Source organism: Sphingomonas sp., assembly GCF_041661825.1.
Lineage (GTDB): Bacteria > Pseudomonadota > Alphaproteobacteria > Sphingomonadales > Sphingomonadaceae > Sphingomonas.
In genome coordinates this window covers 510,279-533,915 of record NZ_JBAZTU010000002.1, presented here as the reverse complement: position 1 = coordinate 533,915, position 23,637 = coordinate 510,279, and the positions used below count along the sequence as shown (strand labels likewise).

The window sequence follows — 23,637 nt, the reverse complement described above, 5'->3', positions numbered from 1 at the left end:
GATGGCATTGACCGATCCCCTGGGTGATATGCTCACCCGCATCCGCAACGGCCAGCGCGCGCGCAAGGACTCCGTCCTGTCGCCCGCGTCCAAGCTGCGGGCCCGCGTGCTCGACGTGCTTCAGCGCGAGGGCTATATCCGTGGCTACAGCGAAGAAGAGATGGGTCCCGCAAAGGGCATCCGCATCGAGCTGAAGTATTTCGAGGGCCAGCCTGCGATCAAGCATGTCGCGCGCGTCTCGAAGCCCGGTCGCCGCGTCTATTCGGGCGCAACCGAGCTGCCCCGCGTCATGAACGGCCTGGGCATCACGATCGTCTCGACGCCTCGCGGCGTTCTGTCCGACGCGGAAGCGCGCGAGCAGAATGTCGGCGGCGAAGTGCTGGCGGAGGTATTCTGATGAGCCGCATCGGTAAAAAGCCGGTCGCGATCCCGAGCGGTACGACCGCGACGATCGAAGGCCAGCAGCTGAGCGTCAAGGGGCCGAAGGGCACCTTGTCGATGCCGCTGCGCGAAGAGATCACCTACGTCCTTGAGGACGGCGGAATCTCGGTGAACCCGGCGAATGACACCAAGCGCGCCCGTGCCTTTTGGGGCATGCAGCGTACCCTGGTGCAAAACCTGATCACCGGCGTGTCGGACGGCTTCACCAAAAAGCTGCTGATCAACGGCGTTGGTTATCGTGCTGACGCCAAGGGCCGGGTGCTGAACCTGAAGCTCGGCTACAGCCACGACGTCAACATCGACGTGCCGGAAGGCATCGAGGTGAAGACGCCGGACAACACGACCGTCGAGATTTCGGGAACCGACAAGCAGAAGGTCGGTCAGCTGGCCGCGGAGATCCGTCAGTGGCGTAAGCCGGAGCCCTATAAGGGCAAGGGCATCAAGTACGACGGTGAGTTCATCTTCCGCAAGGAAGGGAAAAAGAAGTAATGAGCACCAAAGGTCTCTCCCTCTTTGCGAAGCGTCGCCTTCGCAATCGCACCGCGCTCCGCGGTCGTGCTGCCGGCCGTCCGCGGCTTTCGGTGCACCGTTCGGGCAAGCACATCTATGCTCAGGTGATCGACGACGCCCAGGGCAAGACGGTCGCTGCCGCCTCCACCCTGGAGAAGGACGTGCGTGGCACGTCCGGCGCGAACATCGATGCAGCCGTCCTGGTCGGCAAGCGCGTCGCCGAAGCGGCGAAGCAGGCAGGCGTCACCAAGGTCGTGTTCGACCGCGGAGGCTTCCTGTTCCACGGTCGCGTGAAGGCGTTGGCGGAAGCCGCGCGTGAAGCCGGATTGGAGTTCTAAGAATGGCCGACGAAATCAACCCGACGGAAGTCACCGCGGGCGCCGAGAGCGCACCGCAGGACGCGCCGCAGGGCCGTGGCCCGCGTGGCGGCCGTGGCCGTGGCGGCCCCGGTGGCGGTGGCCAGAATCGTGGCGGCCGTGACGGCAACCGTGGTCGTCGCGACGACCGTCGCGGTGGCCCCGGCAGCGACGATGGCGGCGAAGAGCTGATCGAGAAGCTGGTCCACATCAACCGCGTCTCGAAGACGGTGAAGGGCGGCAAGCGCTTCGGCTTCGCGGCACTCGTCGTCGTCGGCGACGGCAAGGGCCGGGTCGGCTTCGGTCATGGCAAGGCGCGCGAAGTGCCGGAAGCCATTTCCAAGGCGACGGCTGCTGCCAAGAAGGCAATGGTCCGCGTTCCCCTCCGTGAGGGTCGCACGCTGCATCACGACGGCAAGGGCCATTTCGGCGCCGGCCTCGTGACCGTGCGTTCGGCGCCGCAGGGCACCGGCATCATCGCAGGCGGCCCGATGCGCGCCGTCTTCGAGAGCCTGGGCGTGGCCGATGTGGTGACCAAGTCGGTCGGCACGTCGAACCCGTACAACATGATCCGTGCGACCTTCGAGGCGCTGACCACTCAGGTCAGCCCGAAGTCGGTCGCGCAGCGTCGCGGCAAGAAGATCGCCGACCTGCTCGGCCGTGGTGGCTCGCAGGCCGCCGAGGCTGACGCCGCAGCGATCGCGGAGTAAGACAGATGGCGAAGAAGCAAGCCGCCGCCGGCGGCACGATCAAGGTGACCCAGACGGGTTCGCCGATCCGCCGCGAGAAGGATCAGCGCGCAACGCTGATCGGTCTCGGCCTCAACAAGATGCACAAGACGCGCGAACTGCAGGACAGCCCCGAGGTTCGGGGCATGATCCGCAAGGTCGCGCACATGGTATCGGTCGAGGGTTGACCTCAATGATCCTCCCCGTCAGGGGAGGGTGAGGGGCGGAACGGCTCGAACGCAGGTTCGGGTGTTCCGCCCTCAGCCTTTTTAATCAGCGCGACAAAAGCGAAAGCGAGTGCACGACATGAAACTGAACGAAATCCGCGACAATCCCGGTTCGCGCAAATCCAAGATGCGCGTCGGCCGTGGTATCGGTTCCGGCAAGGGCAAGACCGGCGGCCGCGGCATCAAGGGCCAGAAGAGCCGTGAGGGCGTGTCCATCGCCGGCTTCGAAGGCGGCCAGATGCCGCTGCACATGCGTCTGCCGAAGCGCGGCTTCAACAACATCTTCGCCAAGGATTATGCCGAGGTGAACCTCGGTGCGATCCAGAAGGCAGTCGATGCCGGCAAGATCGAAGCCGGTGCGTCGCTCGACCACGAGACGCTGAAGGCCGCTGGCCTGGCGCGTGGCGGCAAGGACGGCGTCCGTCTGCTCGGCAAGGGCGCGATCACCGCGAAGCTCAGCTTCACCGTTGCCGGTGCGTCCAAGGGCGCGATCGAAGCGGTCGAGAAGGCCGGCGGCAAGGTCGACGTGCTCGTCGTCGTGCCTGCGGCCGAGAAGGCCAAGGCCAAGAAGGGCGTGGCCCGTCTCGAGCGCATCGCGCACAAGGCTTCGTTCAAGGCATGATCCCTGCGGGCCCGGCGCAAGCCGGGCACCGCGACGGATTTTTGCACCGGCTTTGCGCCGTTGTCGCAGATCCGGCATCAAAGCCCTTAGACAAGCCCGATCGGGCCCCTATATGAGCGGCGGGGCGGTCAAACGTTTCCCGCCGCTTTTGTTTCCCCCCAGGTTTTTTTGGGACGATCACAACTATGGCATCCGCAGCCGACTCGATGGCCTCCGGCATCAGCCTGTCGAAATTCTCGCAGGCGACTGATCTCAAGAAGCGCCTGTGGTTCACGATCGGCGCGCTGATCATTTTCCGCATGCTCAGCTATGTGCCGCTGCCGGGCATCGACCCGACCGTGCTGGCGCAGCTGTCGCAGCGGACCTCGGGCGGCGTGCTCGATTTCTTCAACGCCTTTTCGGGCGGTTCGCTCAGCCGGATGAGCCTGATCGCGCTCGGCGTGATGCCCTACATCACTGCCTCGATCGTCGTGCAGCTCGCGACCTCGCTGTCGCCGACGCTCGCCGCGATCAAGAAGGAAGGCGAGAGCGGCCGCAAGCGGCTCAATCAATATACCCGCTACGGCACCGTCGGTCTCACCGCGGTGCAGGGCTGGTTCATCGCCATCGGGCTCGAGGCGCTGGGCGCCAGCAACGGCATGCAGGCCGTGATCGAGCCGGGCATGCTGTTCCGCGTCGGCGCGGTGGTCAGCCTGGTCGGCGGCACCATGTTCCTGATGTGGATCGGCGAGCAGATCACCAGCCGCGGTATCGGTAACGGCATGTCGCTGATCATCATGGCCGGCATCGTCGCCAGCCTGCCGCGTACCCTGTACAACCTGTTCGAAGGCGGCCGCTCGGGGTCGCTCGATCCGGTGCGCTTCATCGGCATCATCGTGGCGGTGGTCCTGCTGATCCTCTTCATCTGTTTCATGGAGCGCGCGCAGCGTCGCATCCTGATCCAGTATCCAAAGCGACAAACCCAGCGCGGCATGCAGGCCGATCGCAGCCATCTGCCGCTGAAGCTCAACACCGCCGGCGTGATCCCGCCGATCTTCGCCTCGTCGCTGCTGCTGATGCCGCTGACCGTCACTCAGTTCGCGGGCAACCGCGTGGCGGGTGAGAGCTGGTGGGGCGATGTCGTCATCAGCCTGAACCAGTATCTCCAGCACGGGTCGCTGGTGTACATGCTGCTCTACGGTGCCGGCATCATCTTCTTCTCGTTCTTCTACACCGCCGTGGTGTTCAATCCCGAGGAGACGGCCGACAATCTGAAGCGCTATGGCGGCTTCATTCCCGGCATTCGTCCCGGCAAGAACACCGAGACCTATTTCGATTATGTGCTGACGCGCATCACCGTGATCGGTGCGGCGTACCTGACGATCATCTGCCTGTTGCCCGAATATCTGGTGTCGGCGCTGAGCATCCCGTTCTATCTCGGCGGCACCAGCCTGCTGATCGTCGTCAACGTGACGATGGATACGGTCACTCAGATCCAGAGCCACTTGCTTGCGCATCAATATGGCGATCTGATCAAGAAGGCGAAGTTGAAGGGTGGCCGCCTCCGCTGAGAGGGGTGACATCGAAGTGAGGGGAACGGCCTTGAATATCATCCTCCTGGGTCCGCCGGGTGCGGGCAAGGGTACCCAGGCGAGCCGGTTGATGGCCGACCGGGGGATGGTCCAGCTCTCGACCGGCGACATGCTGCGCGCGGCGGTGAAGTCGGGCAGCCCGGTTGGCCTCAAGGCCAAGTCGGTGATGGAGGCGGGCGAGCTCGTCTCGGACGAAATCGTCTCGGGCATCATCGGCGAGCGGCTCGACATGCCGGATACCGCCAATGGCGTGATCTTCGACGGCTATCCGCGCACCGCGGCTCAGGCCGAGCAGCTCGACGCGCTGCTCGAGGCGCGCGGCCGGACCCTCGACCATGTGATCGAGCTGAGCGTCGACGAGGACGCGCTCGTCGATCGCATCGTCGGCCGCTACACCTGCGCCAAGTGCGGCGAGGGCTATCACGATCATTACAAGCAGCCCAAGGTGGCTGGCGTGTGCGACGTGTGCGGCTCGACCGAGTTCAAGCGCCGCCCCGACGACAATGCCGAGACGGTGCGCACCCGCATGGCCGAATATCGCGCCAAGACCGCCCCGATCCTGCCGATCTACGAGGCCCGCGGCCTGGTGGCGCGCGTCGATGGCATGGGCGATATCGACCAGGTGACTCAGGCGATCGAGGCGATCCTCGACGGCAAGTAGAAACGGCGTCGCTTGCCGTTCGCCCCGCAGCGCATATGATGCGCGCGGGTCAGTGGGGAGCGCGTCGATGAAGTCTGTCGGTCTTTTGGGCGCTGCTGCGCTTGCGCTCTCGCTCGCTGCCCCGGCAGCATCCGAAGTCGTCTCCGCAACGCCGACCACGATGGAGATCAGCCAGGTCGTCACGGTCGACGCGCCGATCGCCCGGGTCTGGGATACGCTGCGCTCGCCGCAGCGCTGGTGGAGCAAGGAGCACACCTATTCCGACGATTCGGCCAACCTCTATATGGACGGCCAGGCGACCGGCTGCTTCTGCGAGCGCTTTCCCGATCGGCGGGGCAGCGTCGAGCATGCCCGCATCCTCTATATCCAGCCGCCCCAGATGATCCGGCTCTCCGGCGCGCTCGGGCCGCTCCAGGCCGAGGCAGTGGTCGGCACCTTGACCTTCAAGCTTGCGCCTGAAGGGTCGAACGCGACTCGGCTGACGCTCAGCTATATCGTCAGCGGCTATGTCCGCGCCGGTGCCGACACGCTCGCGCCCAAGGTCGACGAAGTGCTGGCGCTGCAGGTGCTGAACCTGAAATCCGCCGCCGAGGCTCCGCCGCCGCCTGCCCCGACGCCGCAGCGCTAGGACCTTAGGGCGGATCGACATTCAGATGCGCTGCCTTCGTTCTCTCGAGTGGGAGAGGAACGATCGTCTGCGTGAATATCGGTCCGCCCAATTTCTCCGCACACCCTTCGGCGCTCCATGACAAATTCTTCACATCGCCGTCATCGGACCGTGTGCGGCTGCCCGCTAATCAGGGTCCGTGCCCAGCGCGCCGGGCACCAAACTCCTTGAATCGGCGTCCGCACTCCCGGGGGCGCCGTGGCCGGCGGAAGGTTCGCTTTCCGCCGGCCAATTTTGCTGTAAAGGCAGAAAGGCACCGCCCGGAATGCCGCCGATGACCCGCAAGATCCTGATCGTCGAAGACGACGCCGCCACCGCTGGCTATCTCGCCAAGGGCCTGGGCGAGGCTGGCTTTGCGGTCGAAACCTGTGGTGACGGGCGCGACGGCCTGTTCCTTGCCAGCGAGGGTATTTTCGATCTGATCATCGCTGATCGCATGCTGCCCGGGTTGAACGGGCTGGCGATGGTCGGCGCGATCCGCGCCGCCGGCATCCGCACCCCCATCCTGATCCTGTCGGCTCTCGCGACGGTCGACGACCGCGTCGATGGCCTGCATGCGGGCGCCGACGATTATCTCGTCAAACCCTTTTCCTTCGCTGAGCTTTCCGCGCGGATCGAGGCGCTGCTCCGTCGCGCCGACCGCGTCGCCGGCGAAACCCAGACGACCCGCCTCATCGTCGGTGATCTGGAGATCGACCTGCTCGCCCGCACCGTCGCGCGCGATGGCCGGCCGATCGCGCTCGGCGCGCGCGAGTTCAACCTGCTTGAGTTCCTCGCACGCCATGCCGGGCAGGTGGTGACCCGCACCATGATGCTGGAGAAGATCTGGAACTATCACTTCGATCCGGGATCGAACGTGGTCGACGTCCATATCGGTCGGCTGCGGCGCAAGATCGAGGAAGGCTTTGCCAGCCCGATTCTTCACACGGTGCGCGGCGCGGGGTACCGGCTCTCGGCCGACGCCTGATGCGGCGGCTGTCGGTCACGGCGCGCATCGCGCTGCTCGCGATCGCATTGGCCCTTGTTTCCAATCTCGTCCTGGTGACCTTCATCTGGCGCCAGGTGCATGATGACGCGATCGATTCGCTGCGCCGCGACACCGCCGAGCAGGCCGATGCCCTCGTCTCGGTGTGGCGTGCCGGCGGCCTGCGCGCGCTCGATCAGACGATCGAGGAAGCACGCGCGCCGGGCGACCTGTCGCTCATCATCGCCGTGATCGACGCGCGGGGGCGCCGTGTGGCGGGCATCGGCCCGCCCGTCGCTACCATTGGCCCGGCCGGCTCGGTCGATTTCCATATTGGCCGCATCGGTGCGTCGCCGCCCTGGTCGCTGCGCGACGCCGGCTATTCGGTGCGACGGATCGGTGCGCTGCGCCTCGTCAGCGGTCGCATGCTCGACGATTGGGAACAGGTGCAGCGCGGGATCGAGCGGGCGCTGCTGTTGGCGATGCTGTTGTCGCTCGGGCTCGGGATTGTTGGCGGCCTGGTTGTCACCCGTTATGTCGGGCGGCGCCTGAACAACGTTGCCGATGTGATCGAGGGTGTGGCCGATGGCGACCTGACACGCCGCGTCGCGAATGCCTCGGGCGGCGGGGATGCGTTCGACCGGCTCGCGACGCGGCTCAACGCGATGCTCGACAAGGTCGAGCGCCTGATGGTCGAGCTGCGGCTGGTCACGGACAGCCTGGCGCACGACCTGCGCTCGCCGCTCGCCAGGCTCAGGACCAAGACCGAGAATGCGGTCCTCCTCGCTGATCCCGCGCAGCGCGAGGCGGCATTGGGCGGCCTGCTGACCGAGACTGACATGGTGATGCGCATGCTGACCATGCTGATCGAGATCAGCCGGTCGGAATCGGTCTCGCGCGATCGTTTCGCCAGCATCGACCCGGCGGCGCTGATCGAGGAGATCGCCGAGCTTTACGATCCGGTGGCGGAAGATGCCGGCCTGCATTTCGCGACGGTGCTGGAAACGCATCCGCCGCGTCTGATCCTCCACCGCGAGCTGATCACTCAGGCGATCGCCAATCTGGTCGACAATGCGCTGCGCCACGGCGCCGAGGGCGGCGAGGTGACCTTGCGGCTGACGGGGCAGGGGGGTGAGGTGCGGATCCAGGTCGAGGATCGCGGGCCCGGCATCGCCGCGGAGGATCGCGACCAGGCACTGCGCCGCTTCGGCCGGCTCGACAATGCGCGCAGCACGCCCGGCGCTGGCCTTGGCCTGTCGCTGATCGAGGCAGTCGCGCGGCTCCATGGCGGACGGCTGGAGCTGGGGGACAACGCACCCGGGCTGATCGCGGCGATCGTGCTGCCGGCGTGACGGTTTCCGGGGGGACGCAGGGATGAGCTGGGCACTCAAGGCGATCCACACCCATGCCTGGGATTTCTGGTTCGCCCGGGCCTCGGTCGCGCTGGTGGCCGCGCTCCAACTGCTCATGTTCAACGACCTCACGATCGGCCCGCGCTGGCTTGCGCCGGGGCTGGAGATCGCGCTGCTGTTGCCGCTGTCGGCCGCGACCGCCTGGACTCAGGCCAATGCCCGTGACGCAGCGGCCGATCACCATTGGTTGCAGGTCGCCTGGGAGCGCCGGATGATCCGCCGCGCCGCTGTGACGCTGACGGCGCTGATCACGGTGATCAATCTGGGCGCGCTGGTCGCGCTGGTCCATGCGCTGCTGGCCGGCAGCGCGACGAAGATCGGGCAGACCCTGCTGCTCGATGCGCTCAACATCTGGGCGACCAACGTCATCGTCTTCGCCTTGTGGTTCTGGAACATCGATCATGGCGGCCCGGCGGCGCGCGGCCTGATCGAGACCGAGAAATGCGATTTCCTCTATCCCCAGATGACGATCGGCGAACCGCGCGAGCCCTGCACCTGGTCGCCGGGCTTCGTCGACTATCTCTATCTGTCCTTCACCAATGCCACGGCCTTCTCGCCGACCGACACGCTGCCGCTGTCGGGCCGCGCCAAGATGCTGATGATGATCGAATCCGCGATCTCGCTGTTGACGATCGCGCTGGTCGCGGCGAGAGCGGTGAACATTCTCGCATGATCCGGACCAATGGGTCCGTAACGGTCGCTGCCGACCTTGACACGAACGACTCGCCCACCTATTTGGCCATTATTCCGAAACACCGGGTCCCGGCGGCGCTTGTTTGCGCACGCCGTTATCTTGCGTTCGGATGGCAACGCGTTGAGATGGGGCGGCTGCAGCCATGCACGCCCTGTGGAGCAGGAGAATAAATTTCATGGCTCGTATTGCGGGTGTCAACATCCCGACCAACAAGCGCGTCGTTATCGCGCTGACCTACATCCACGGCATTGGCGACACCAAGGCCAAGGAAATCACCGCCAAGCTGGGCATCGCCCCTGAGCGCCGCGTGCAGGACCTGACCGATCAGGAAGTGCTGCAGATTCGCGAAACGATCGACGCCGATCACACCGTTGAGGGTGATCTCCGTCGCAACACCGCGATGAACATCAAGCGGCTGATGGATCTGGCCTGCTATCGCGGCCTTCGCCATCGCAAGGGCCTTCCGGTCCGCGGCCAGCGCACGCATACCAATGCGCGCACCCGCAAGGGCAAGGCCAAGCCGATCGCCGGCAAGAAGAAGTGATGCGCTGAGCCGTTCCTTTCGGGGCGGCTCGCCTTCCAGCTACAGGGTTAGGATTTCAACATGGCACGCGAACCTCAGCGCATTAAGCGGCGTGAGCGCAAGAACATCACCTCTGGCGTCGCGCACGTGAACGCCAGCTTCAACAACACCATGATCACGATCACCGATGCCCAGGGCAACGCGATCTCGTGGTCGTCGGCCGGCATGATGGGCTTCAAGGGAAGCCGCAAGTCGACCCCGTATGCGGCCCAGGTCGCAGCCGAGGACGCCGGCAAGAAGGCCGCCGAGCACGGCGTCCGTACGCTCGAAGTGGAAGTAAAGGGTCCGGGTTCGGGCCGTGAGTCGGCGCTTCGTGCGCTGCAGGCGGTTGGTTTCCAGATCACTTCGATCCGCGACGTGACCTCGATCCCGCACAATGGCGTCCGGCCTTCCAAGCGCCGCCGCGTCTGATTTCCGTCTCGTCCGCGCGCGGTTGATCGCGCCGCGCGGACGATTCCCACATGGTCTGAGTTACCCCGCTCAGGCCCAAAACCAAGGGGAAGCCCGTGTCCGTCAATGCTAAGAACTGGCAGGAACTGAAGAAGCCCAATGGCCTCGAAAAGAAGCCGGGCGGTGATCCCAAGCGCAAGGCGACTTTCGTGGCCGAACCGCTCGAGCGTGGCTTCGGCCTGACGCTCGGCAACGCGCTGCGCCGCGTGCTGCTGTCGTCGCTTCAGGGTGCTGCCGTTACCTCGATCAAGATCGAGAACGTTCTCCACGAATTCTCGTCGCTCGCCGGCGTGCGTGAAGACGTGACCGACATCGTCCTGAACGTGAAGCAGATCGCGCTGCGCATGCAGGGCGAAGGCCCGAAGCGTCTCCAGCTCTCCGCGACCGGCCCGGCCGACGTGAAGGCCGGCGACATCGCGGTGTCGGGCGACATCGAGGTGATGAACCCCGATCTCGTGATCTGCCACCTCGACGAGGGCGCGACGCTCAACATGGAGCTGACCGCTGACGTGGGTAAGGGCTATGTCGCCGCGGTTGCGAACCGTCCGGCGGATGCCCCGATCGGCCTGATCCCGATCGACGCGCTTTACTCGCCGGTGCGGCAGGTGTCGTACAAGGTCGAGAACACTCGCGTCGGGCAGGAACTCGATTACGACAAGCTGACGCTCACCATCGAGACCGACGGCACGATCACCCCTGAGGACGCTGTCGGCTATGCCGGTCGCATCCTGCAGGACCAGCTCGCGCTGTTTGTCCACTTCGACGATTCGTCGGTCCGTCCATCGGCACCGATCGGCCATGCCGCGCCGTCTTCGGCCGGCGAGGTCTCGGGCGACACCCAGCAGATCAACCGTTACCTTCTCAAGAAGGTCGACGAGCTCGAGCTGTCGGTTCGTTCGGCCAACTGCCTCAAGAACGACAACATCATCTATATCGGCGATCTGGTTCAGAAGACCGAAGCCGAGATGCTGCGCACCCCGAATTTCGGCCGCAAGTCGCTGAACGAAATCAAGGAAGTGCTGTCGTCGATGGGCTTGCGTCTCGGGATGGAAATCCCGGGCTGGCCACCTGAGAACATCGAAGAGATGGCCAAGAAGCTTGAACAAGAGATTATGGGTTAAGCGATACGGGTCGGGGCGATGCTCCGACCCGCTTTGCCCATAGGCGATTGGCGGTGGCCTTTAACACCGCCTGGTCTGGGGTTCCGTCAAACGGCCCCTTAACGAACGAAGGAAAGATACCATGCGCCATCGCGTAGGCGGCCGTAAGCTTCAGCGGACCTCGGCTCACCGCACTGCCCTGTTCCGCAACATGTCGGCAGCGCTCATCAAGCATGAGCAGATCATGACCACGACCGCCAAGGCGAAGGAGCTTCGCCCCTATGTCGAGAAGCTGATCACGCTCGCCAAGAAGGGCGGCCTTTCGAACCGTCGCCTGGCGCACGCGCGGCTGCTCGACGATGCGCAGCTGGTGAAGCTGTTCGACGTCCTGGCGTCGCGTTATGCCGATCGCAATGGCGGCTACACCCGCATCATCAAGGCCGGCATCCGCGCCTCGGACGCGTCGCCGATGGCGATCATCGAGTTCGTCGATCGCGACGTCAGCGCCAAGGGCCAGGATTCGGGCCCGGTGATGGGCGACGAGGATTACGATCAGGCCGCGTAAATCGCGCCCGATCAGGGAGTTGAGAAAGGAGTCGCGCCTGATAGGGTGCGGCTCCTTTTTTCTTGTCCGGAGCCCTTGATGCGTCGCGTTTTGCCCCTGATCTTGCTCCTTCTCGCCACTTCAGCCGCCGCTCAGACCAAGGCTCCCAGCATGATCTATCCCCAGACGACCCGTGGCGACACGGTGGACGAGCAGTTCGGCGTGAGGGTTGCCGACCCCTATCGCTGGCTGGAGAATGACGTGCGCACCGATGCAGCGGTGGCCAAATGGGTCGCCGACGAGAATGCGGTGACGAACGCCTATCTCGCGAACCTGCCGGGGCGCGACATCTTCGCCGCGCGCATGAAGCAGCTGCTCGATTACGAGCGGTTCGGTGTGCCGGTGAAGAAAGGTGGCCGCTATTTCTACATGCGCAACAGCGGCCTGCAGAACCAGGCAGTGCTCTACGTTCGGGATTCACTCGAGGGTGCCGGCCGGGTCCTGATCGACCCCAACGCATGGGCCAAGGATGGTGCGACGGCACTGGGCGAATGGGTCCCGTCCGAGGATGGCAACCATATCCTCTACTCGGTGCAGGATGGCGGCACTGACTGGCGCACGGTGAAGATCCTCGACGTCGCGACAGGTGCGATCGCCGCCGATACGGTCGAGTGGGTCAAATTCTCCAACCTGTCCTGGGCGAAGGACGGCTCGGGTTTCTATTATTCGCGCTTCGCCGCGCCGGCGGAGGGCGCCAAGTTCCAGGCGCTGAACGAGAACCAGCAGGTCTATTTCCACAAGCTCGGCACTGCCCAGTCCGCAGACCGGCTGATCTACGCCACGCCCGACGCGCCGAAGCGCGGGCATAGCGCCCAGGTGACCGAGGACGGCAAATGGCTGGTCATCACCACCACCGAGGGCACCGACAATCGCTACGAGATCACCATCCTCGACTTGACCGATCCGGCGGCCAGGCCGCGCACGATCGTGAAGGGCCTGGAGAATGAATGGTCGCTCGCCGGCAATGTCGGCTCGACTTTCTACTGGACGACGAACAAGGATGCGCCGCGCCTGCGCATCGTCTCGATGGACGTGCGCCAGGCCGCGCCCGCGATCCATGAGGTGGTGCCGCAGGACAAGGCAGTGCTCGAGGGCGCCGGAATCGTCGGCGGCAAGCTGATCGCCTCTTATCTGGTCGATGTGAAGTCGGAGCTGCGGCGCTACGCCCTGGACGGCAAGTCCGACGGCGTCGTCGCGCTCCCCGGCATCGGCAGCGTTGCCGGCACCAGCGGTGCGGCCGACGACGACGAACTGTTCTACGCCTTCACCAGCTTCGCGACGCCCACCACCATCTACCGCTACGACCTGAAGACCGGGACCGCGGCGCCCTGGGCCCAGCCCAAGGTCGCGTTCGATCCGGGCCTGTATGACGTCTCACAGCACTTCTACGCGTCGAAGGACGGCACGAAGGTCCCGATGTTCATCGTCCGCCGCAAGGACCTGCCAGCGAGCCCGGCGCCGACATTGCTGTACGCCTATGGCGGCTTCAACGTCTCGATGAACCCAGCCTTCTCCGCGACCCGGATCGCGTGGCTGGAGCAGGGCGGGGTACTCGCGGTCGCCAATATCCGCGGCGGCGGCGAGTACGGCAAGGCATGGCACGATGGCGGCCGGCTGACGCACAAGCAGAACGTCTTCGACGACTTCATCGCGGCAGGCGAGGACCTGATCGCTCAGGGCGTGACGTCGAAGGACAAGCTCGCCATCCAGGGCGGCTCGAACGGCGGCTTGCTGGTCGGTGCCGTGGTCAACCAGCGCCCCGATCTCTTCGCGGCGGCGCTGCCGCAGGTCGGGGTGATGGACATGCTTCGCTTCGACCGCTTCACCGCTGGCCGCTACTGGGTCGACGATTATGGCTATCCCTCGAAGGAAGCCGATTTCCGCGTGCTCCGCGCCTATTCGCCCTATCACAACATCAGGGCAGGGCAGGATTATCCGGCGATCATGGTGACAACCGCTGACACCGACGACCGCGTCGTGCCCGGCCACAGCTTCAAATATACCGCTGCGCTGCAGGCGGCGCAGATCGGACCCAAGCCCCATCTCATCCGCATCGAAACGCGCGCGGGGCACGGTTCAGGCAAGCCGACCGACAAGGTGATCGCCGAGGCAGCCGACAGTTGGGCCTTCGCCGCGGCGTGGACCGGCATGACGGTGAAAGCGCCCCGCTAACGCGGGAAACGTAGCGTGCCTTGGTAGCATACGCCGCCTATCCCATCGCGCTTCCCCGGCGAAGGCCGGGGTCCAGTTGGGGGACGTCGGTAAACGGATGCTGCGCGTAGTCACGAAGGCCATTCCGACTGGGCCCCGGCCTTCGCCGGGGAAGCAGGAAGAGTCGCTGAGCTGCATTTTGCGCCACTTTCCGGGCGCTCGAAGCTTTTCACGTGTCCCGTATCAGGCGTTACCTAACAACGCGCGTTGTCAATTAAATATTTGATATATAATAATATTTATCGAACCCGCTTCACGAGACAGGGAGATATGGGACATCCTTGGTGTCCCATATCTCCCGCATATTCTCGCCGGCGTCGATTCAATCATGACCCAGCATCTGGCACGCCGTCCCTCGCCGGACCTGTACCGGCACGCTCTTTCTGATTGTCGGAACATGATTGCCAAGGGCGACGTATGCGGCCGAGGAACGCGGTGCGCTAGCGATCCGCCCCGATCATCTGCTCGTCGACCCAGATGCGCACGCTGTGCCGGTCGTGCGATCCATAGACGCGGATGATCGTGCCCGCCGGCGGCACGATCTCGCGCCCGAACGGCACGAACAGGGCCGCCCAGTTCGACATGGTTTCCGGTTTCGGCCGGTTCTCGTAACTGCTCTTCGCATCCACCCTCAGGCGGATCCACTGGATCACGCCGTTGATGTAATTGCCGTCCGCGACCAGATCGACGCTGCACTGTTCGTCCGGCCAGGGGCCGCCGGTGGTGAAATCGAAATCGAACAGGTCGGCCGGATCGCCGCGCAGCTCGATGCCCCGGTCGCCCACCTTCAGCCGGAGCGGGCGTTGCTCCAGCCGGTTGAACGGCCGCATGTCGAACCCCGCGACATCCTCCATGCCGTCGCGCCCATAACCGTCCCAGTCGGCCAGCGAGACGACGATCTGCCCGGCCTCGGGGATCATCTTGCCACCCGGCGCGAGCAGCCGCTCGACCGCGTCCGCCATGGTCGGCAGCACGTCTTCGGACAGCAAATTGTTGGAGACGATCTCCGAGACGATCAGCGTCGCCTTGCCGCCGAGATCCTCAGGCCCGATCGCTGTAGACGGCGCAGAAAGGATGCGTACCCGATCGGCATAGCCGTTCAGCGCCACGATTTCGGTCGCCGCATCGGCGATCGCCGGGTTCATCTCGCAGCTCGTCACCGATGCCGCCCCGGCCCGGGCCGCCATCATTGCCAGCAGCCCGGTCCCCGCGCCGATATCGAGCACGCGCGTCTCGGGCGTCACCGCCCGCTTGATGGCTGCCTCGAACGCTGTGTTCCGGGCCTCGTCGAGCACCATGTAGAAATGCCAGCCGGGCACGCCGGCGGAGATCAGTTCGCCGGCCATGCTCGCGACATCGGCATCGTCGGGTGCCAGCGCCTGCGCCTCGCGCGCCAGCGCATAGACGCGCGGACCCAGGCCGATCCGGCTCGCCGTTATCGCGAGTTGTGCGAGTTGCAGGCCGTCGCCCTGCGCTGCCGCGACCCGATCCTCGAATCCGGCTCGCGCCATTTCATCCAGCTTGCCGTCATCCGTCATCCGCGGCCCCTCGCACGTTGCGCGCGCTCTGTCCAAGCGGGCGGTTCATCGACGCGACAGCACGACTCACCTATCGGTACGACATCGAATCGAAAGGGACGGGGACATGACGATTTTCGGCAAGGCAGTCGCGGCGACCGCGCTGGTGGCGATGAGCCTCACTTCAGTCCCCGCCCAGGCGGAGCGCCACCGCCGCCACAACAATAATGACCGGATCGATGGCGGCGACGTGCTGCTCGGCGCGGTATTGGCTGGCGGCTTGTTCGCGATCCTGTCGGGTGCCGGCAAGAAGAAGGCGCCCGAGGAGGTCGAGCCGACTCCCGTCATCGGACCCGAGGAAGGAAACCGCACCGTCTCGGTAGCCCGCACCGATGAGGAAGCCGCGGTCGACGCCTGCGTCTCGTCCGCCGAATCGGAAGGGCGCCGCTACGCCCGCATCGCCAAGATCGACAAGGTGACGATCGTCGATGCGGTCGCGTCCGACTGGATCATTCGCGGCACGCTCGGCCTGCGTGAGGATTATCGCGACACTGCGTCGGAGCATCGCGACTTCACCTGCCGCGTCGGCGAGCGCGGCGTGGAGCAGGTGACGATCGACGGCCCGGCGGTCGCGGCGAACTAAACGCCGCGCCACTGCCCTGGCGGGGCTTCCCCCCCGGGCCGCATCTGCTATCTGGCCGCATGACACAGCCCAGCGACTCGATCCTCATCGTCGATTTCGGCAGCCAGGTGACTCAGCTCATCGCCCGCCGCGTCCGTGAAGCGGGGGTCTATAGCGAGATCGCCCCGTTCAACTCCGCCGCCGAAGCCTTTGCCCGGATGCAGCCCAAGGGCGTCATCCTGTCCGGCAGCCCGGCTTCCGTGCTGGAAGAGGGCAGCCCTCGCGTCCCGCAGGAAATCCTCGATAGCGGCCTGCCGATCATGGGCATCTGCTACGGCCAGCAGGTGCTGATGGCGCAGCTCGGCGGCACCGTCACCCTGGGCGACAGCGGCGAGTTCGGCAGCGCCGTGATCGAGGTGACCGACAGCTGCGCGCTGTTCGACGGCCTGTGGAGCAAAGGCGAGAACCATCAGGTCTGGATGAGTCACGGCGACAAGGTTACCGCGCTTGCCCCCGGCTTCCGTCCGGTCGCCGCCAGCAAGGGCGCGCCCTATGCGATCATCGCTGACGATGAGCGCCATTATTACGCGATGCAGTTCCATCCCGAGGTCGTCCACACGCCCGACGGCGCCAAGCTGATCGCCAATTTCGCCCGCCACGTCTGCGGCCTGTCCGGCGAATGGACCATGGCCGAGTTCCGCGCCGCCAAGATCGCCGACATCCGCGCCCAGGTCGGCAAGGGCAAGGTGATCTGCGGCCTGTCCGGCGGCGTCGATTCAGCGGTGGCCGCCGTGCTGATCCACGAGGCGATCGGCGAGCAGCTCACCTGCGTGTTCGTCGACCACGGCCTCATGCGCACGGGCGAGGCGGACCAGGTCGTCACCCTGTTCCGCAACCATTACAACATCCCGCTGGTCCATGTGAACGCGGAAGAGCGGTTCCTTGGCGGCCTGGCCGGGCTCACGGATCCGGAGAAGAAGCGCAAGTTCATCGGCGGCGCGTTCATCGACCTGTTCGAAGAGGAAGCGCGCAAGATCGGCGGGGCCGATTTCCTCGCCCAGGGCACGCTCTACCCGGATGTGATCGAAAGCGTCAGCTTCACTGGCGGTCCTTCGGTCACGATCAAGAGCCATCACAATGTCGGCGGTCTGCCCGAACGCATGAACATGAAGCTGGTCGAGCCGCTGCGCGAGCTGTTCAAGGACGAGGTTCGCGCGCTCGGCCGCGAACTCGGCCTGCCCGAGATCTTCGTCGGTCGTCACCCGTTCCCGGGACCCGGCCTCGCCATCCGCATCCCCGGCGAGGTGACCAAGGAGCGCTGCGACATCTTGCGCAAGGCCGACGCCATCTATCTCGAGGAAATCCGCGCAGCGGGGCTCTACGACACGATCTGGCAGGCCTTCGCCGTGCTGCTCCCGGTGCGCAGCGTCGGCGTGATGGGCGACGGCCGCACCTATGACAATGTGCTGGCGCTCCGCGCGGTCACCTCGACCGACGGCATGACCGCGGCCGCCTTCCAGTTCCCCGGCGACTTCCTTCCGCGCGTCGCGACGCGCATCGTGAACGAAGTGAAGGGCATCAACCGGGTGACCTACGACTATACGTCGAAGCCACCCGGGACGATCGAGTGGGAATGATTCGGAGCGTTTGAAGACCTCCGACTACGATCGGGGTTCTGCTCGTAAGTGTTTATAAAATAATTATTTCTTATCGAGTACGTTCGGGGACGTTCGGTAGGCAGCATTCGCGCCTGACGGCGGTGCTGACGGTTGCGCCCCCCTGTTGACGGCGTCGCTTTTCGAAGTACCGTCAGGCTCTCAAACACAAGTGACGGTCTTTTTGGTCGCGTAACCATCTGAAAGGAAAGCGATTTCCTTGCGGGAGACGTGTGTTTTGAGGGTGACGGTCTTTTTCGCGGAGAAGGGCAATATGCTGACGGATGCTGCACTTAAATCACTGAAACCAAGGGATAAGCCGTACAAGGTCACCGACCGGGACGCGATGTATGTGCTGGTCACCACCAACGGTACGTTGTCGTTCAAGCTCGACTACCGAATGAATGGTCGGCGCGAGACGCTGACGCTCGGGAAATACGGGCCGAGCGGGTTGTCGCTGGCACGGGCGCGCGAGCTTTGCATCGACGCGCGCCGGACGATCAATGAAGGCAAATCGCCGGCAATCGAGAAGCAGCGCGACAAGCGTCGCATGAAGGAAGCGAAGAGCTTCGGGGAGTTCGGCGAGAAATATCTCAAGACCGCTGTCATGGCGGAGAGCACCCGCGCGATGCGGCGTGCGATCTTCGAACGCGAATTGCTCCCCGTTTGGCGCAAGCGCCTGTTGACCGAGATCATGCCGGGCGACCTTCGCGAGCTATGTCTCGCCATCGTGGAGCGCGGTGCGCCGGCGACAGCGATCCACGCGCGCGATATTGCCAAACAAATCTACGCCTTCGCCAAGCTGTACGGCGAGAAAGTCGACAATCCCGCCGACGAGGTCGGTCCGGCGTCGATTGCCACCTTTGTGGCGAAGGACCGCTCGCTGTCGCCGACCGAAATTCGGCTCATGCTCAAGCAGCTGGATCACGTCGCGACCCTGCCGACGATACGATTGGGGATGCGGCTCTTTCTGATGACGATGGTGCGCAAGAGCGAGCTGCAGGATGCCATTTGGGACGAGGTGGATTTTGAGAACGCCGTCTGGACGATCCCTGCGGAGCGCATGAAGCGCAGCAAGGCGCATAATGTCTATCTCTCGACCCAGGCACTCGACATCATGATCGCGCTGAAGACCTGTGCCGGCAATTCACGCTATCTGCTGCCGTCGCGCTATGATGCCGATGCGCCGATGTCGCGGGCCACGTTCAATCGCGTTACCTATTCGGTTGTGGAGCGCGCGAAGACCGAAGGGCTCCCCCTTGAGCCTTTCACGGTCCACGACCTGCGGCGTACCGGCTCGACGCTCCTGAACGAACTTGGGTTCAACAGCGACTGGGTTGAAAAGTGCCTTGCCCATGAAGACGGGCGATCGTCGCGGGGGGTCTATAACAAGGCCGAATATGAGATTCAGCGCCGGCACATGATGCAGGAATGGTCGAATCTCATCGATGCATGGGTCGCCGGCCAGCGGTATGTCCCGACGCTCATTCCTCCCTCGATGCCGCTATATGAGGCTGACCCGCGCCTTTGACTGGGCCTGCGCGCCGGTTTTTAGGGTTGGGCGTGAACGCTCGGCCCACGGGTCTCGACCTGCGCGCCTGAAGCCAGGCTTCAACCTCAGCCAGGTCCCAGACGACGCATCGCGGCGACAACGCGAAGCGCAGCGGGAACTCACCGCGCTGCTCCATCTCCCAGATGGTGCTGTCGGCCAGCGGCACCATGTCGCGAAGTTGTGCCCGGCGAATGGTGCGCCTGATCGGTAGTGGTTCGCCATGCGCCATCGGATGTCTCCGTTCTTTTGATCGCTGGCGATTGAAGCCGATTGTCCTCCCGCAACGGAAGCCCATAAAGCTCAGGGCGTACGCTGGCGTGCAAATAGAAGCACAAGGCGGACCCGGCTCGCAACGGGGGGAGAGGGGATGGCATGACCTGGTTGAGAAAGCTGCTCGGCATCGACGCGGCGACTCCGACCACGAAGGTGTCGGTGCCCGTGAAGCCCCAACGAGATCGCCTAACCGTCGAGCGTTACGGCGGACATATCGTGTCGGTTCGCGAGATCGACTTTACCGGTCAATGCGCGCAATCGCCCAATGGGCGCTTCACGCTGCTGTGGCGCGACCGCTATATACTCAATGATGTTCTCCAGGGTGGCCGGTATGTGCTGCTCGACAATCGGCGCTTGGTCCTCGACGAAGCCATGGCGCGGCCGCAGGATGGCAAGGTCGCTAATGACGGCGTCTTCATCCTCAATGACTGGGGTTCGAGTGAGGAGCTAGCAGGCACCTTCCATGCCTTTGCACCCGATGGCCGCGAGATTCTCTCGCGCCATTTCACCGCCAACTTGCTCAACAATGGGTTGTCGGACGACGGCCGTCTCGCCGTTAGCCAAACCTGCAATGCCCCGGGCTCTTCGGACAGTTCGATTCTGTGCGTGTTCGATCTTGTCGCAGGACAGGAGGTTGCAAGCTGGTCGCCGCAATCTGGCTGGGCGGATGCGTATGAGTTCCCGGCAGGCGGGGATCGGGTGCGGATGCTGCGTCGCGACCGCGCGCCGATCGACTATTCGCTGCAGGGCGACTTTATCGACCGGCGTAAATGGTATCGGGGGGAAGTCGCGCGCGGCACTTACTACGTCATTCGGGACGCCTTGAAGGAAGGGGAGGCCGTGACAGGCCTGAATTTCGACGACCTTCGCCGCGGCGCGAACACGGCGATCGATAACCCCGACGACCGCTTCAAGGCCGACAGCTTGCGATTGCTCGGCGAGATCGAGGAGCAGGCGGGCGATGATCGCGCCGCGCTCACGGCCTATCGGCAGGCGCTGGCGATCAACCCCAAGACCGGCGTGGCGAAGCGGGCCGCGGCTTTGGCCAGGACGCTGGGTATGTGACCGATCACGCGGCGTCTATGACGCTCGCCCGCGACGGATTTCAAAAAAAAGCGTGAATGGGGAAGGCTTTCCCCTGATGCCGGGCCCAGGGCCCCGGCATACCCCTTCTGCGGGGATACCCCGCAACGCCCCGAGAGGAAGAGGGATGGCCGGGTCGGCCGTGACGGGTTGAGGGATCGGGAGTGGCCCGGCCCGGACCCGTCGCGGAGAACCGCGATGGCCCACGCATTCATCCACCGGCGCGTGCCCGGTCCGGATTATCTGTTTGACCCCAGCAACGAGCAGGTTCTGGCGCAGCTGGAGCGGGGAGAGATACCCTGGCTCAACCGCGATACCCCGGACGCGACAGACATTCGGTGCCGCAATGGCGGCGATGTCGAAGCCGCGTTCCTCGACCTGTTCGCCGCGACGGGCATCGACTTCCGACTTGGCGCGATACGGACATTCTACAGTCCTGGCGACGACATGATCGCCTTGTCGGACTGGCGTGGCTGCGATCCGGCTGATCACCTGCGCGACTGGATCCACGAACTCATCCATGCGACCGGCCATCCATCCCGCCTCGATCGGGAGCTGCCGCTGGTTTTCGGATCGATCGGGCACGGCGTTGAGGATCTGATCGCCGAGATGGCCGCCGCCTCCGTCTGTGCTTCGCTCGGTATCGCGCCGTCGCTCCGTCATCCCGACAGCGTCGAACGCTGGATCGATCTGTTGCGGGCCGACGACCGGATCTTCGGCCATGCCGTGCGGGCCGCCGGCGCCGCCGCAGCCTATCTGTTCGCGCGCCACGACGCCCAGGCTGCGGCTTCCGACCGGATGGAGGCGGAAGCAGCGGCGGCCGAGCGTGAAGAGGCTGCGCTCGCTGCGGCGTCTCGCCGGCGGAAACGTCGGGAGGAGAGGGAGAGATGGGCCTCCGGCCTCGTGACGGGCTTCGGGCCGAGAGAGAGTCTCCCGGCGGTCCGTCATGGAGACCCTACATGGCAAAGCCCAATCTCAAGCTCGTTCTGAGCCCGTCGCGGGATATTCCCTTCGACAAGCTCATCCTCAGCCAGTCAAACGTGCGCCGGATCAAGTCCGGCGTCTCGATCGGCGCGCTTGCCGAGGACATCGTCCGCCGTACCCTTCTCCAGAGCCTCAATGTCCGGCCCGTGCTGGACGGCGAAGGTCAGGAAACCGGCATGTTCGAGGTGCCGGCCGGCGGCCGGCGCTACCGCGCGCTGGAACTGCTCGTGACCCAGAAGCGTCTCGCCCGCAACGCCCCCATTCCGTGCGTCGTCCGGGTAACTGTGAACGACGGCGATCCGACCGCCGAGGAGGATTCGCTCGCGGAGAACACCCATCGCGAGCAGCTCCATCCGCTCGACCAGTTCCGCGCCATGAAGGCCCTGGTCGACCAGGGCTCGGACATCGACGCGGTTGCTGCCCATTTCATGACGACGCCCGCCGTGGTCCGGCAGCGCCTGCGCCTCGCATCCGTCTCGCCCAAACTGCACGAGATCTATGCCGAGGACGGCATGACGCTTGAACAGCTGATGGCCTTTTCGGTGTGCGAAAACCGCGCGCGGCAGGAACAGGTCTGGGATTTGCTCCAGCATAGCTGGAACAAGAGCGGCGGCTATATCCGGCAGAAACTGACCGAGGATACGGTGCGCGCGTCGGACCGGCGTGTGCAGTTCGTCGGGCTCGATGCCTATCTCGCAGCAGGCGGAGCCGTCATGCGCGACCTGTTCGAGGCCGACAATGGCGGCTGGCTCCAGGACATCCCCCTGCTCGACCAGCTCGTTGTCGAAAAGCTCGGCGCCGAGGGCGAGCGGATCGGTGCCGAAGGCTGGAAGTGGGTCGCGGTGGCGACGGACTTTGCCTATGGCGAAACCGATGGGTTGCGCGAGATCGAGGGGGCCCAAGCCGAGATCAGCGCGGCAGAGCAGGAACGGATCGATGCGCTGAAGGCCGAGGCCGATGCGATCGAGGCGCAATATGAAAATGCCACCGACATCCCCGACGAAGTCGAGGCCAGGATAGAGGCGATCGATGACGAGCTCGCCAGGATCCTCGAACGGCCTGTCGTCTATGATCCGGCTGAGATGGCGCGTGCCGGTGCGTTTGTGAGCCTCGATCACGATGGAGCGCTCTATATAGAGCGGGGTTTCGTCCGGCCCGAGGACGAGTTGCCGTCGGATGCGGCGGATCGGATCGAGGGCGGGGAAACGTCGGCGGTTATGTCCTACGGGCCGCAACAGCCGGATGGCCCGGCCCAAGGCGCTACGGTCACTATCGGCGCGGACGCGGGGGAGGATGACGACGAGGTCGTCAGACCGCTGCCGGATCGCCTGATCGGCGAGTTGACGGCGTATCGCACACTTGCCCTGCGCGACGCGTTCGCGGCCAGCCCCTCGATTGCCTTCATGGCTGTCCTGCATGCGATGGCGCTGTCGATCTTCTACTATGCCAGCCGAGAATCCTGCCTTGGGATCTCGATCAATCGGGCGACCTTCCCGCACCAGGAGCCTGGCATGAAGGACAGCCCTTCGGCGAAGTCGATCGGCGCACGGCACAAGCTGTGGGAAGATCGGCTGCCGGAATCCGACAAGGATCTTTGGGACGCCCTGGCCTTGTTCGACAGTGAGGATCAGGCCGCGCTGTTTGCGCATTGCGCGGCGTACGGCGTCAACGCGCTGTGGGAACCGACCAGCCGATATGATGGTCGGGTCTCGGCGCACGCGGTCGAGCGACGGCTCGAGCACAGCCACATCCTGGCACGCACGGTCGGGCTCGACATGGTGTCGGCCGGCTGGAAGCCAACGGTCGATAATTATCTCGGCCGTGTGACCAAGCCGCGCATTCTCGAAGCGGTGACCGAGGCAAAGGGCGAGCAGACCGCCGGCCTGATCGACCATCTGAAGAAAGGCGACATGGCACGCGAGGCCGCGCGCCTGCTGGACGATTCGGGCTGGCTTCCCGAACCGCTGCGTACCCCCGTGATCGAACGTCCCGCCGATCCCGAGGCGCGACCAGTCGCGGACGCAGAAAGTGAATCGGACCTGCTTCCTGCCTTTCTCGATGCAGGGGAGGAGCCTCCCGCCGGCGAGGGCGACATTCCGCCAGAATATGCGGTCGCCGCCGAATAATGCGGTCGCATCGGCGGGGCGGCC

At 64.8% G+C, this 23,637-nt stretch carries 25 protein-coding genes; 23 read left to right on the top strand and 2 right to left on the bottom strand.

What is annotated here, in order from left to right; genetic code table 11:
- Position 1 precedes the first annotated feature (1 nt).
- The 17 genes from rpsH (at position 2) to WC729_RS09570 (ending at position 13,762) form a co-directional block, all read left to right on the top strand.
- The gene (gene rpsH / locus WC729_RS09650; protein WP_272626176.1) at positions 2–397 is read left to right on the top strand and encodes a 30S ribosomal protein S8; all 396 of its coding nucleotides are present in this window, start codon (positions 2–4) and stop codon (positions 395–397) included.
- Entirely contained in the window at positions 397–930 is a 534-nt protein-coding gene (rplF, locus tag WC729_RS09645; protein ID WP_372852025.1) for a 50S ribosomal protein L6, read from the top strand. Before rpsH ends, rplF begins: the two co-directional genes overlap by 1 nt.
- Entirely contained in the window at positions 930–1,289 is a 360-nt protein-coding gene (gene rplR, locus WC729_RS09640; RefSeq protein WP_272626180.1) for a 50S ribosomal protein L18, read from the top strand. The genes rplF and rplR overlap by 1 nt, the downstream gene beginning before the upstream one ends.
- Positions 1,290–1,291: 2 nt before the next feature.
- Entirely contained in the window at positions 1,292–2,017 is a 726-nt protein-coding gene (rpsE, locus tag WC729_RS09635; protein WP_372852022.1) for a 30S ribosomal protein S5, read from the top strand.
- A 5-nt stretch (positions 2,018–2,022) separates the two neighbouring features.
- Positions 2,023–2,223, top strand: a complete 201-nt coding sequence (gene rpmD, locus WC729_RS09630) for a 50S ribosomal protein L30 (RefSeq protein WP_372852020.1) — start codon at positions 2,023–2,025, stop codon at positions 2,221–2,223.
- A gap of 118 nt (positions 2,224–2,341) precedes the next feature.
- On the top strand, positions 2,342–2,884 hold the full coding sequence (gene rplO, locus WC729_RS09625; protein WP_372852018.1) for a 50S ribosomal protein L15: 543 nt from the start codon (positions 2,342–2,344) through the stop codon (positions 2,882–2,884).
- Positions 2,885–3,069: 185 nt separating this feature from the next.
- Positions 3,070–4,434, top strand: a complete 1,365-nt coding sequence (secY, locus tag WC729_RS09620; protein WP_372852016.1) for a preprotein translocase subunit SecY — start codon at positions 3,070–3,072, stop codon at positions 4,432–4,434.
- A gap of 31 nt (positions 4,435–4,465) precedes the next feature.
- Positions 4,466–5,116, top strand: a complete 651-nt coding sequence (locus tag WC729_RS09615; RefSeq protein ID WP_372852014.1) for an adenylate kinase — start codon at positions 4,466–4,468, stop codon at positions 5,114–5,116.
- 67 nt (positions 5,117–5,183) lie between these two features.
- Positions 5,184–5,744 carry an SRPBCC family protein gene (locus tag WC729_RS09610; protein WP_372852011.1) on the top strand — a complete coding sequence of 187 codons (561 nt, stop codon included), beginning with the start codon at positions 5,184–5,186 and terminating at the stop codon, positions 5,742–5,744.
- 313 nt (positions 5,745–6,057) lie between these two features.
- Entirely contained in the window at positions 6,058–6,750 is a 693-nt protein-coding gene (locus WC729_RS09605; protein ID WP_372852009.1) for a response regulator transcription factor, read from the top strand.
- Positions 6,750–8,099: an ATP-binding protein gene (locus WC729_RS09600; protein WP_372852007.1), complete on the top strand. Its 1,350-nt coding sequence runs from the start codon at positions 6,750–6,752 to the stop codon at positions 8,097–8,099. The genes WC729_RS09605 and WC729_RS09600 overlap by 1 nt, the downstream gene beginning before the upstream one ends.
- Before the next feature lie 22 nt (positions 8,100–8,121).
- A complete protein-coding gene (locus WC729_RS09595) occupies positions 8,122–8,832 on the top strand; it encodes a hypothetical protein (protein ID WP_372852005.1) in 711 nt (236 codons plus the stop codon).
- Positions 8,833–9,028: 196 nt separating this feature from the next.
- A complete protein-coding gene (gene rpsM, locus WC729_RS09590) occupies positions 9,029–9,397 on the top strand; it encodes a 30S ribosomal protein S13 (RefSeq protein WP_332717555.1) in 369 nt (122 codons plus the stop codon).
- Between the two features lie 60 nt (positions 9,398–9,457).
- Positions 9,458–9,847, top strand: coding sequence for a 30S ribosomal protein S11 (gene rpsK, locus WC729_RS09585; protein WP_034161671.1), 390 nt, complete (start codon positions 9,458–9,460; stop codon positions 9,845–9,847).
- Positions 9,848–9,942: 95 nt separating this feature from the next.
- Complete coding sequence (locus tag WC729_RS09580; RefSeq protein ID WP_372852003.1) at positions 9,943–11,007, top strand: DNA-directed RNA polymerase subunit alpha; 1,065 nt, start codon at positions 9,943–9,945, stop codon at positions 11,005–11,007.
- Positions 11,008–11,128: 121 nt separating this feature from the next.
- Positions 11,129–11,551: a 50S ribosomal protein L17 gene (rplQ, locus tag WC729_RS09575; protein ID WP_372852001.1), complete on the top strand. Its 423-nt coding sequence runs from the start codon at positions 11,129–11,131 to the stop codon at positions 11,549–11,551.
- Positions 11,552–11,629: 78 nt separating this feature from the next.
- On the top strand, positions 11,630–13,762 hold the full coding sequence (locus WC729_RS09570) for a prolyl oligopeptidase family protein (protein ID WP_372851999.1): 2,133 nt from the start codon (positions 11,630–11,632) through the stop codon (positions 13,760–13,762).
- 479 nt (positions 13,763–14,241) lie between these two features.
- Here WC729_RS09570 and WC729_RS09565 read toward each other — a convergent pair whose 3' ends face one another.
- Positions 14,242–15,339: a 50S ribosomal protein L11 methyltransferase gene (locus WC729_RS09565; RefSeq protein WP_372851997.1), complete on the bottom strand. Its 1,098-nt coding sequence runs from the start codon at positions 15,337–15,339 to the stop codon at positions 14,242–14,244.
- A 106-nt stretch (positions 15,340–15,445) separates the two neighbouring features.
- Here WC729_RS09565 and WC729_RS09560 point away from each other — a divergent pair, with 106 nt between their 5' ends.
- The 3 genes from WC729_RS09560 (at position 15,446) to WC729_RS09550 (ending at position 19,126) form a co-directional block, all read left to right on the top strand.
- Complete coding sequence (locus WC729_RS09560) at positions 15,446–15,961, top strand: hypothetical protein (RefSeq protein ID WP_372851996.1); 516 nt, start codon at positions 15,446–15,448, stop codon at positions 15,959–15,961.
- Positions 15,962–16,020: 59 nt separating this feature from the next.
- A complete protein-coding gene (guaA, locus tag WC729_RS09555) occupies positions 16,021–17,577 on the top strand; it encodes a glutamine-hydrolyzing GMP synthase (protein WP_372851994.1) in 1,557 nt (518 codons plus the stop codon).
- A gap of 292 nt (positions 17,578–17,869) precedes the next feature.
- Positions 17,870–19,126 (top strand): tyrosine-type recombinase/integrase, encoded by a 1,257-nt coding sequence (locus WC729_RS09550; RefSeq protein WP_372853292.1) that lies wholly within the window; start codon positions 17,870–17,872, stop codon positions 19,124–19,126.
- Here the strand turns inward: WC729_RS09550 and WC729_RS09545 are convergent.
- On the bottom strand, positions 19,080–19,376 hold the full coding sequence (locus tag WC729_RS09545) for a helix-turn-helix transcriptional regulator (protein WP_372851992.1): 297 nt from the start codon (positions 19,374–19,376) through the stop codon (positions 19,080–19,082). The two genes, WC729_RS09550 and WC729_RS09545, sit on opposite strands and share 47 nt — an antisense overlap.
- A gap of 152 nt (positions 19,377–19,528) precedes the next feature.
- On the opposite strand from WC729_RS09545, the gene WC729_RS09540 reads away from it, so the two are divergent.
- The 3 genes from WC729_RS09540 (at position 19,529) to WC729_RS09530 (ending at position 23,613) form a co-directional block, all read left to right on the top strand.
- Entirely contained in the window at positions 19,529–20,485 is a 957-nt protein-coding gene (locus WC729_RS09540; protein ID WP_372851990.1) for a tol-pal system YbgF family protein, read from the top strand.
- Between the two features lie 216 nt (positions 20,486–20,701).
- Entirely contained in the window at positions 20,702–21,493 is a 792-nt protein-coding gene (locus tag WC729_RS09535; protein ID WP_372851988.1) for a zincin-like metallopeptidase domain-containing protein, read from the top strand.
- The gene (locus WC729_RS09530; RefSeq protein ID WP_372851986.1) at positions 21,463–23,613 is read left to right on the top strand and encodes a ParB/RepB/Spo0J family partition protein; all 2,151 of its coding nucleotides are present in this window, start codon (positions 21,463–21,465) and stop codon (positions 23,611–23,613) included. The genes WC729_RS09535 and WC729_RS09530 overlap by 31 nt, the downstream gene beginning before the upstream one ends.
- Positions 23,614–23,637: the final 24 nt, after the last annotated feature.

Coding starts and splice junctions, on each gene's coding strand:
- rpsH (WP_272626176.1), top strand. CDS start 2: ATGGCATTGACCGATCCCCTGGGTGATATGCTCACCCGCATCCGCAAC.
- rplF (WP_372852025.1), top strand. CDS start 397: ATGAGCCGCATCGGTAAAAAGCCGGTCGCGATCCCGAGCGGTACGACC.
- rplR (WP_272626180.1), top strand. CDS start 930: ATGAGCACCAAAGGTCTCTCCCTCTTTGCGAAGCGTCGCCTTCGCAAT.
- rpsE (WP_372852022.1), top strand. CDS start 1,292: ATGGCCGACGAAATCAACCCGACGGAAGTCACCGCGGGCGCCGAGAGC.
- rpmD (WP_372852020.1), top strand. CDS start 2,023: ATGGCGAAGAAGCAAGCCGCCGCCGGCGGCACGATCAAGGTGACCCAG.
- rplO (WP_372852018.1), top strand. CDS start 2,342: ATGAAACTGAACGAAATCCGCGACAATCCCGGTTCGCGCAAATCCAAG.
- secY (WP_372852016.1), top strand. CDS start 3,070: ATGGCATCCGCAGCCGACTCGATGGCCTCCGGCATCAGCCTGTCGAAA.
- WC729_RS09610 (WP_372852011.1), top strand. CDS start 5,184: ATGAAGTCTGTCGGTCTTTTGGGCGCTGCTGCGCTTGCGCTCTCGCTC.
- WC729_RS09605 (WP_372852009.1), top strand. CDS start 6,058: ATGACCCGCAAGATCCTGATCGTCGAAGACGACGCCGCCACCGCTGGC.
- WC729_RS09600 (WP_372852007.1), top strand. CDS start 6,750: ATGCGGCGGCTGTCGGTCACGGCGCGCATCGCGCTGCTCGCGATCGCA.
- WC729_RS09595 (WP_372852005.1), top strand. CDS start 8,122: ATGAGCTGGGCACTCAAGGCGATCCACACCCATGCCTGGGATTTCTGG.
- rpsM (WP_332717555.1), top strand. CDS start 9,029: ATGGCTCGTATTGCGGGTGTCAACATCCCGACCAACAAGCGCGTCGTT.
- rpsK (WP_034161671.1), top strand. CDS start 9,458: ATGGCACGCGAACCTCAGCGCATTAAGCGGCGTGAGCGCAAGAACATC.
- rplQ (WP_372852001.1), top strand. CDS start 11,129: ATGCGCCATCGCGTAGGCGGCCGTAAGCTTCAGCGGACCTCGGCTCAC.
- WC729_RS09570 (WP_372851999.1), top strand. CDS start 11,630: ATGCGTCGCGTTTTGCCCCTGATCTTGCTCCTTCTCGCCACTTCAGCC.
- WC729_RS09565 (WP_372851997.1), bottom strand. CDS start 15,339: ATGACGGATGACGGCAAGCTGGATGAAATGGCGCGAGCCGGATTCGAG.
- WC729_RS09560 (WP_372851996.1), top strand. CDS start 15,446: ATGACGATTTTCGGCAAGGCAGTCGCGGCGACCGCGCTGGTGGCGATG.
- guaA (WP_372851994.1), top strand. CDS start 16,021: ATGACACAGCCCAGCGACTCGATCCTCATCGTCGATTTCGGCAGCCAG.
- WC729_RS09550 (WP_372853292.1), top strand. CDS start 17,870: ATGCTGACGGATGCTGCACTTAAATCACTGAAACCAAGGGATAAGCCG.
- WC729_RS09545 (WP_372851992.1), bottom strand. CDS start 19,376: ATGGCGCATGGCGAACCACTACCGATCAGGCGCACCATTCGCCGGGCA.
- WC729_RS09535 (WP_372851988.1), top strand. CDS start 20,702: ATGGCCCACGCATTCATCCACCGGCGCGTGCCCGGTCCGGATTATCTG.
- WC729_RS09530 (WP_372851986.1), top strand. CDS start 21,463: ATGGCAAAGCCCAATCTCAAGCTCGTTCTGAGCCCGTCGCGGGATATT.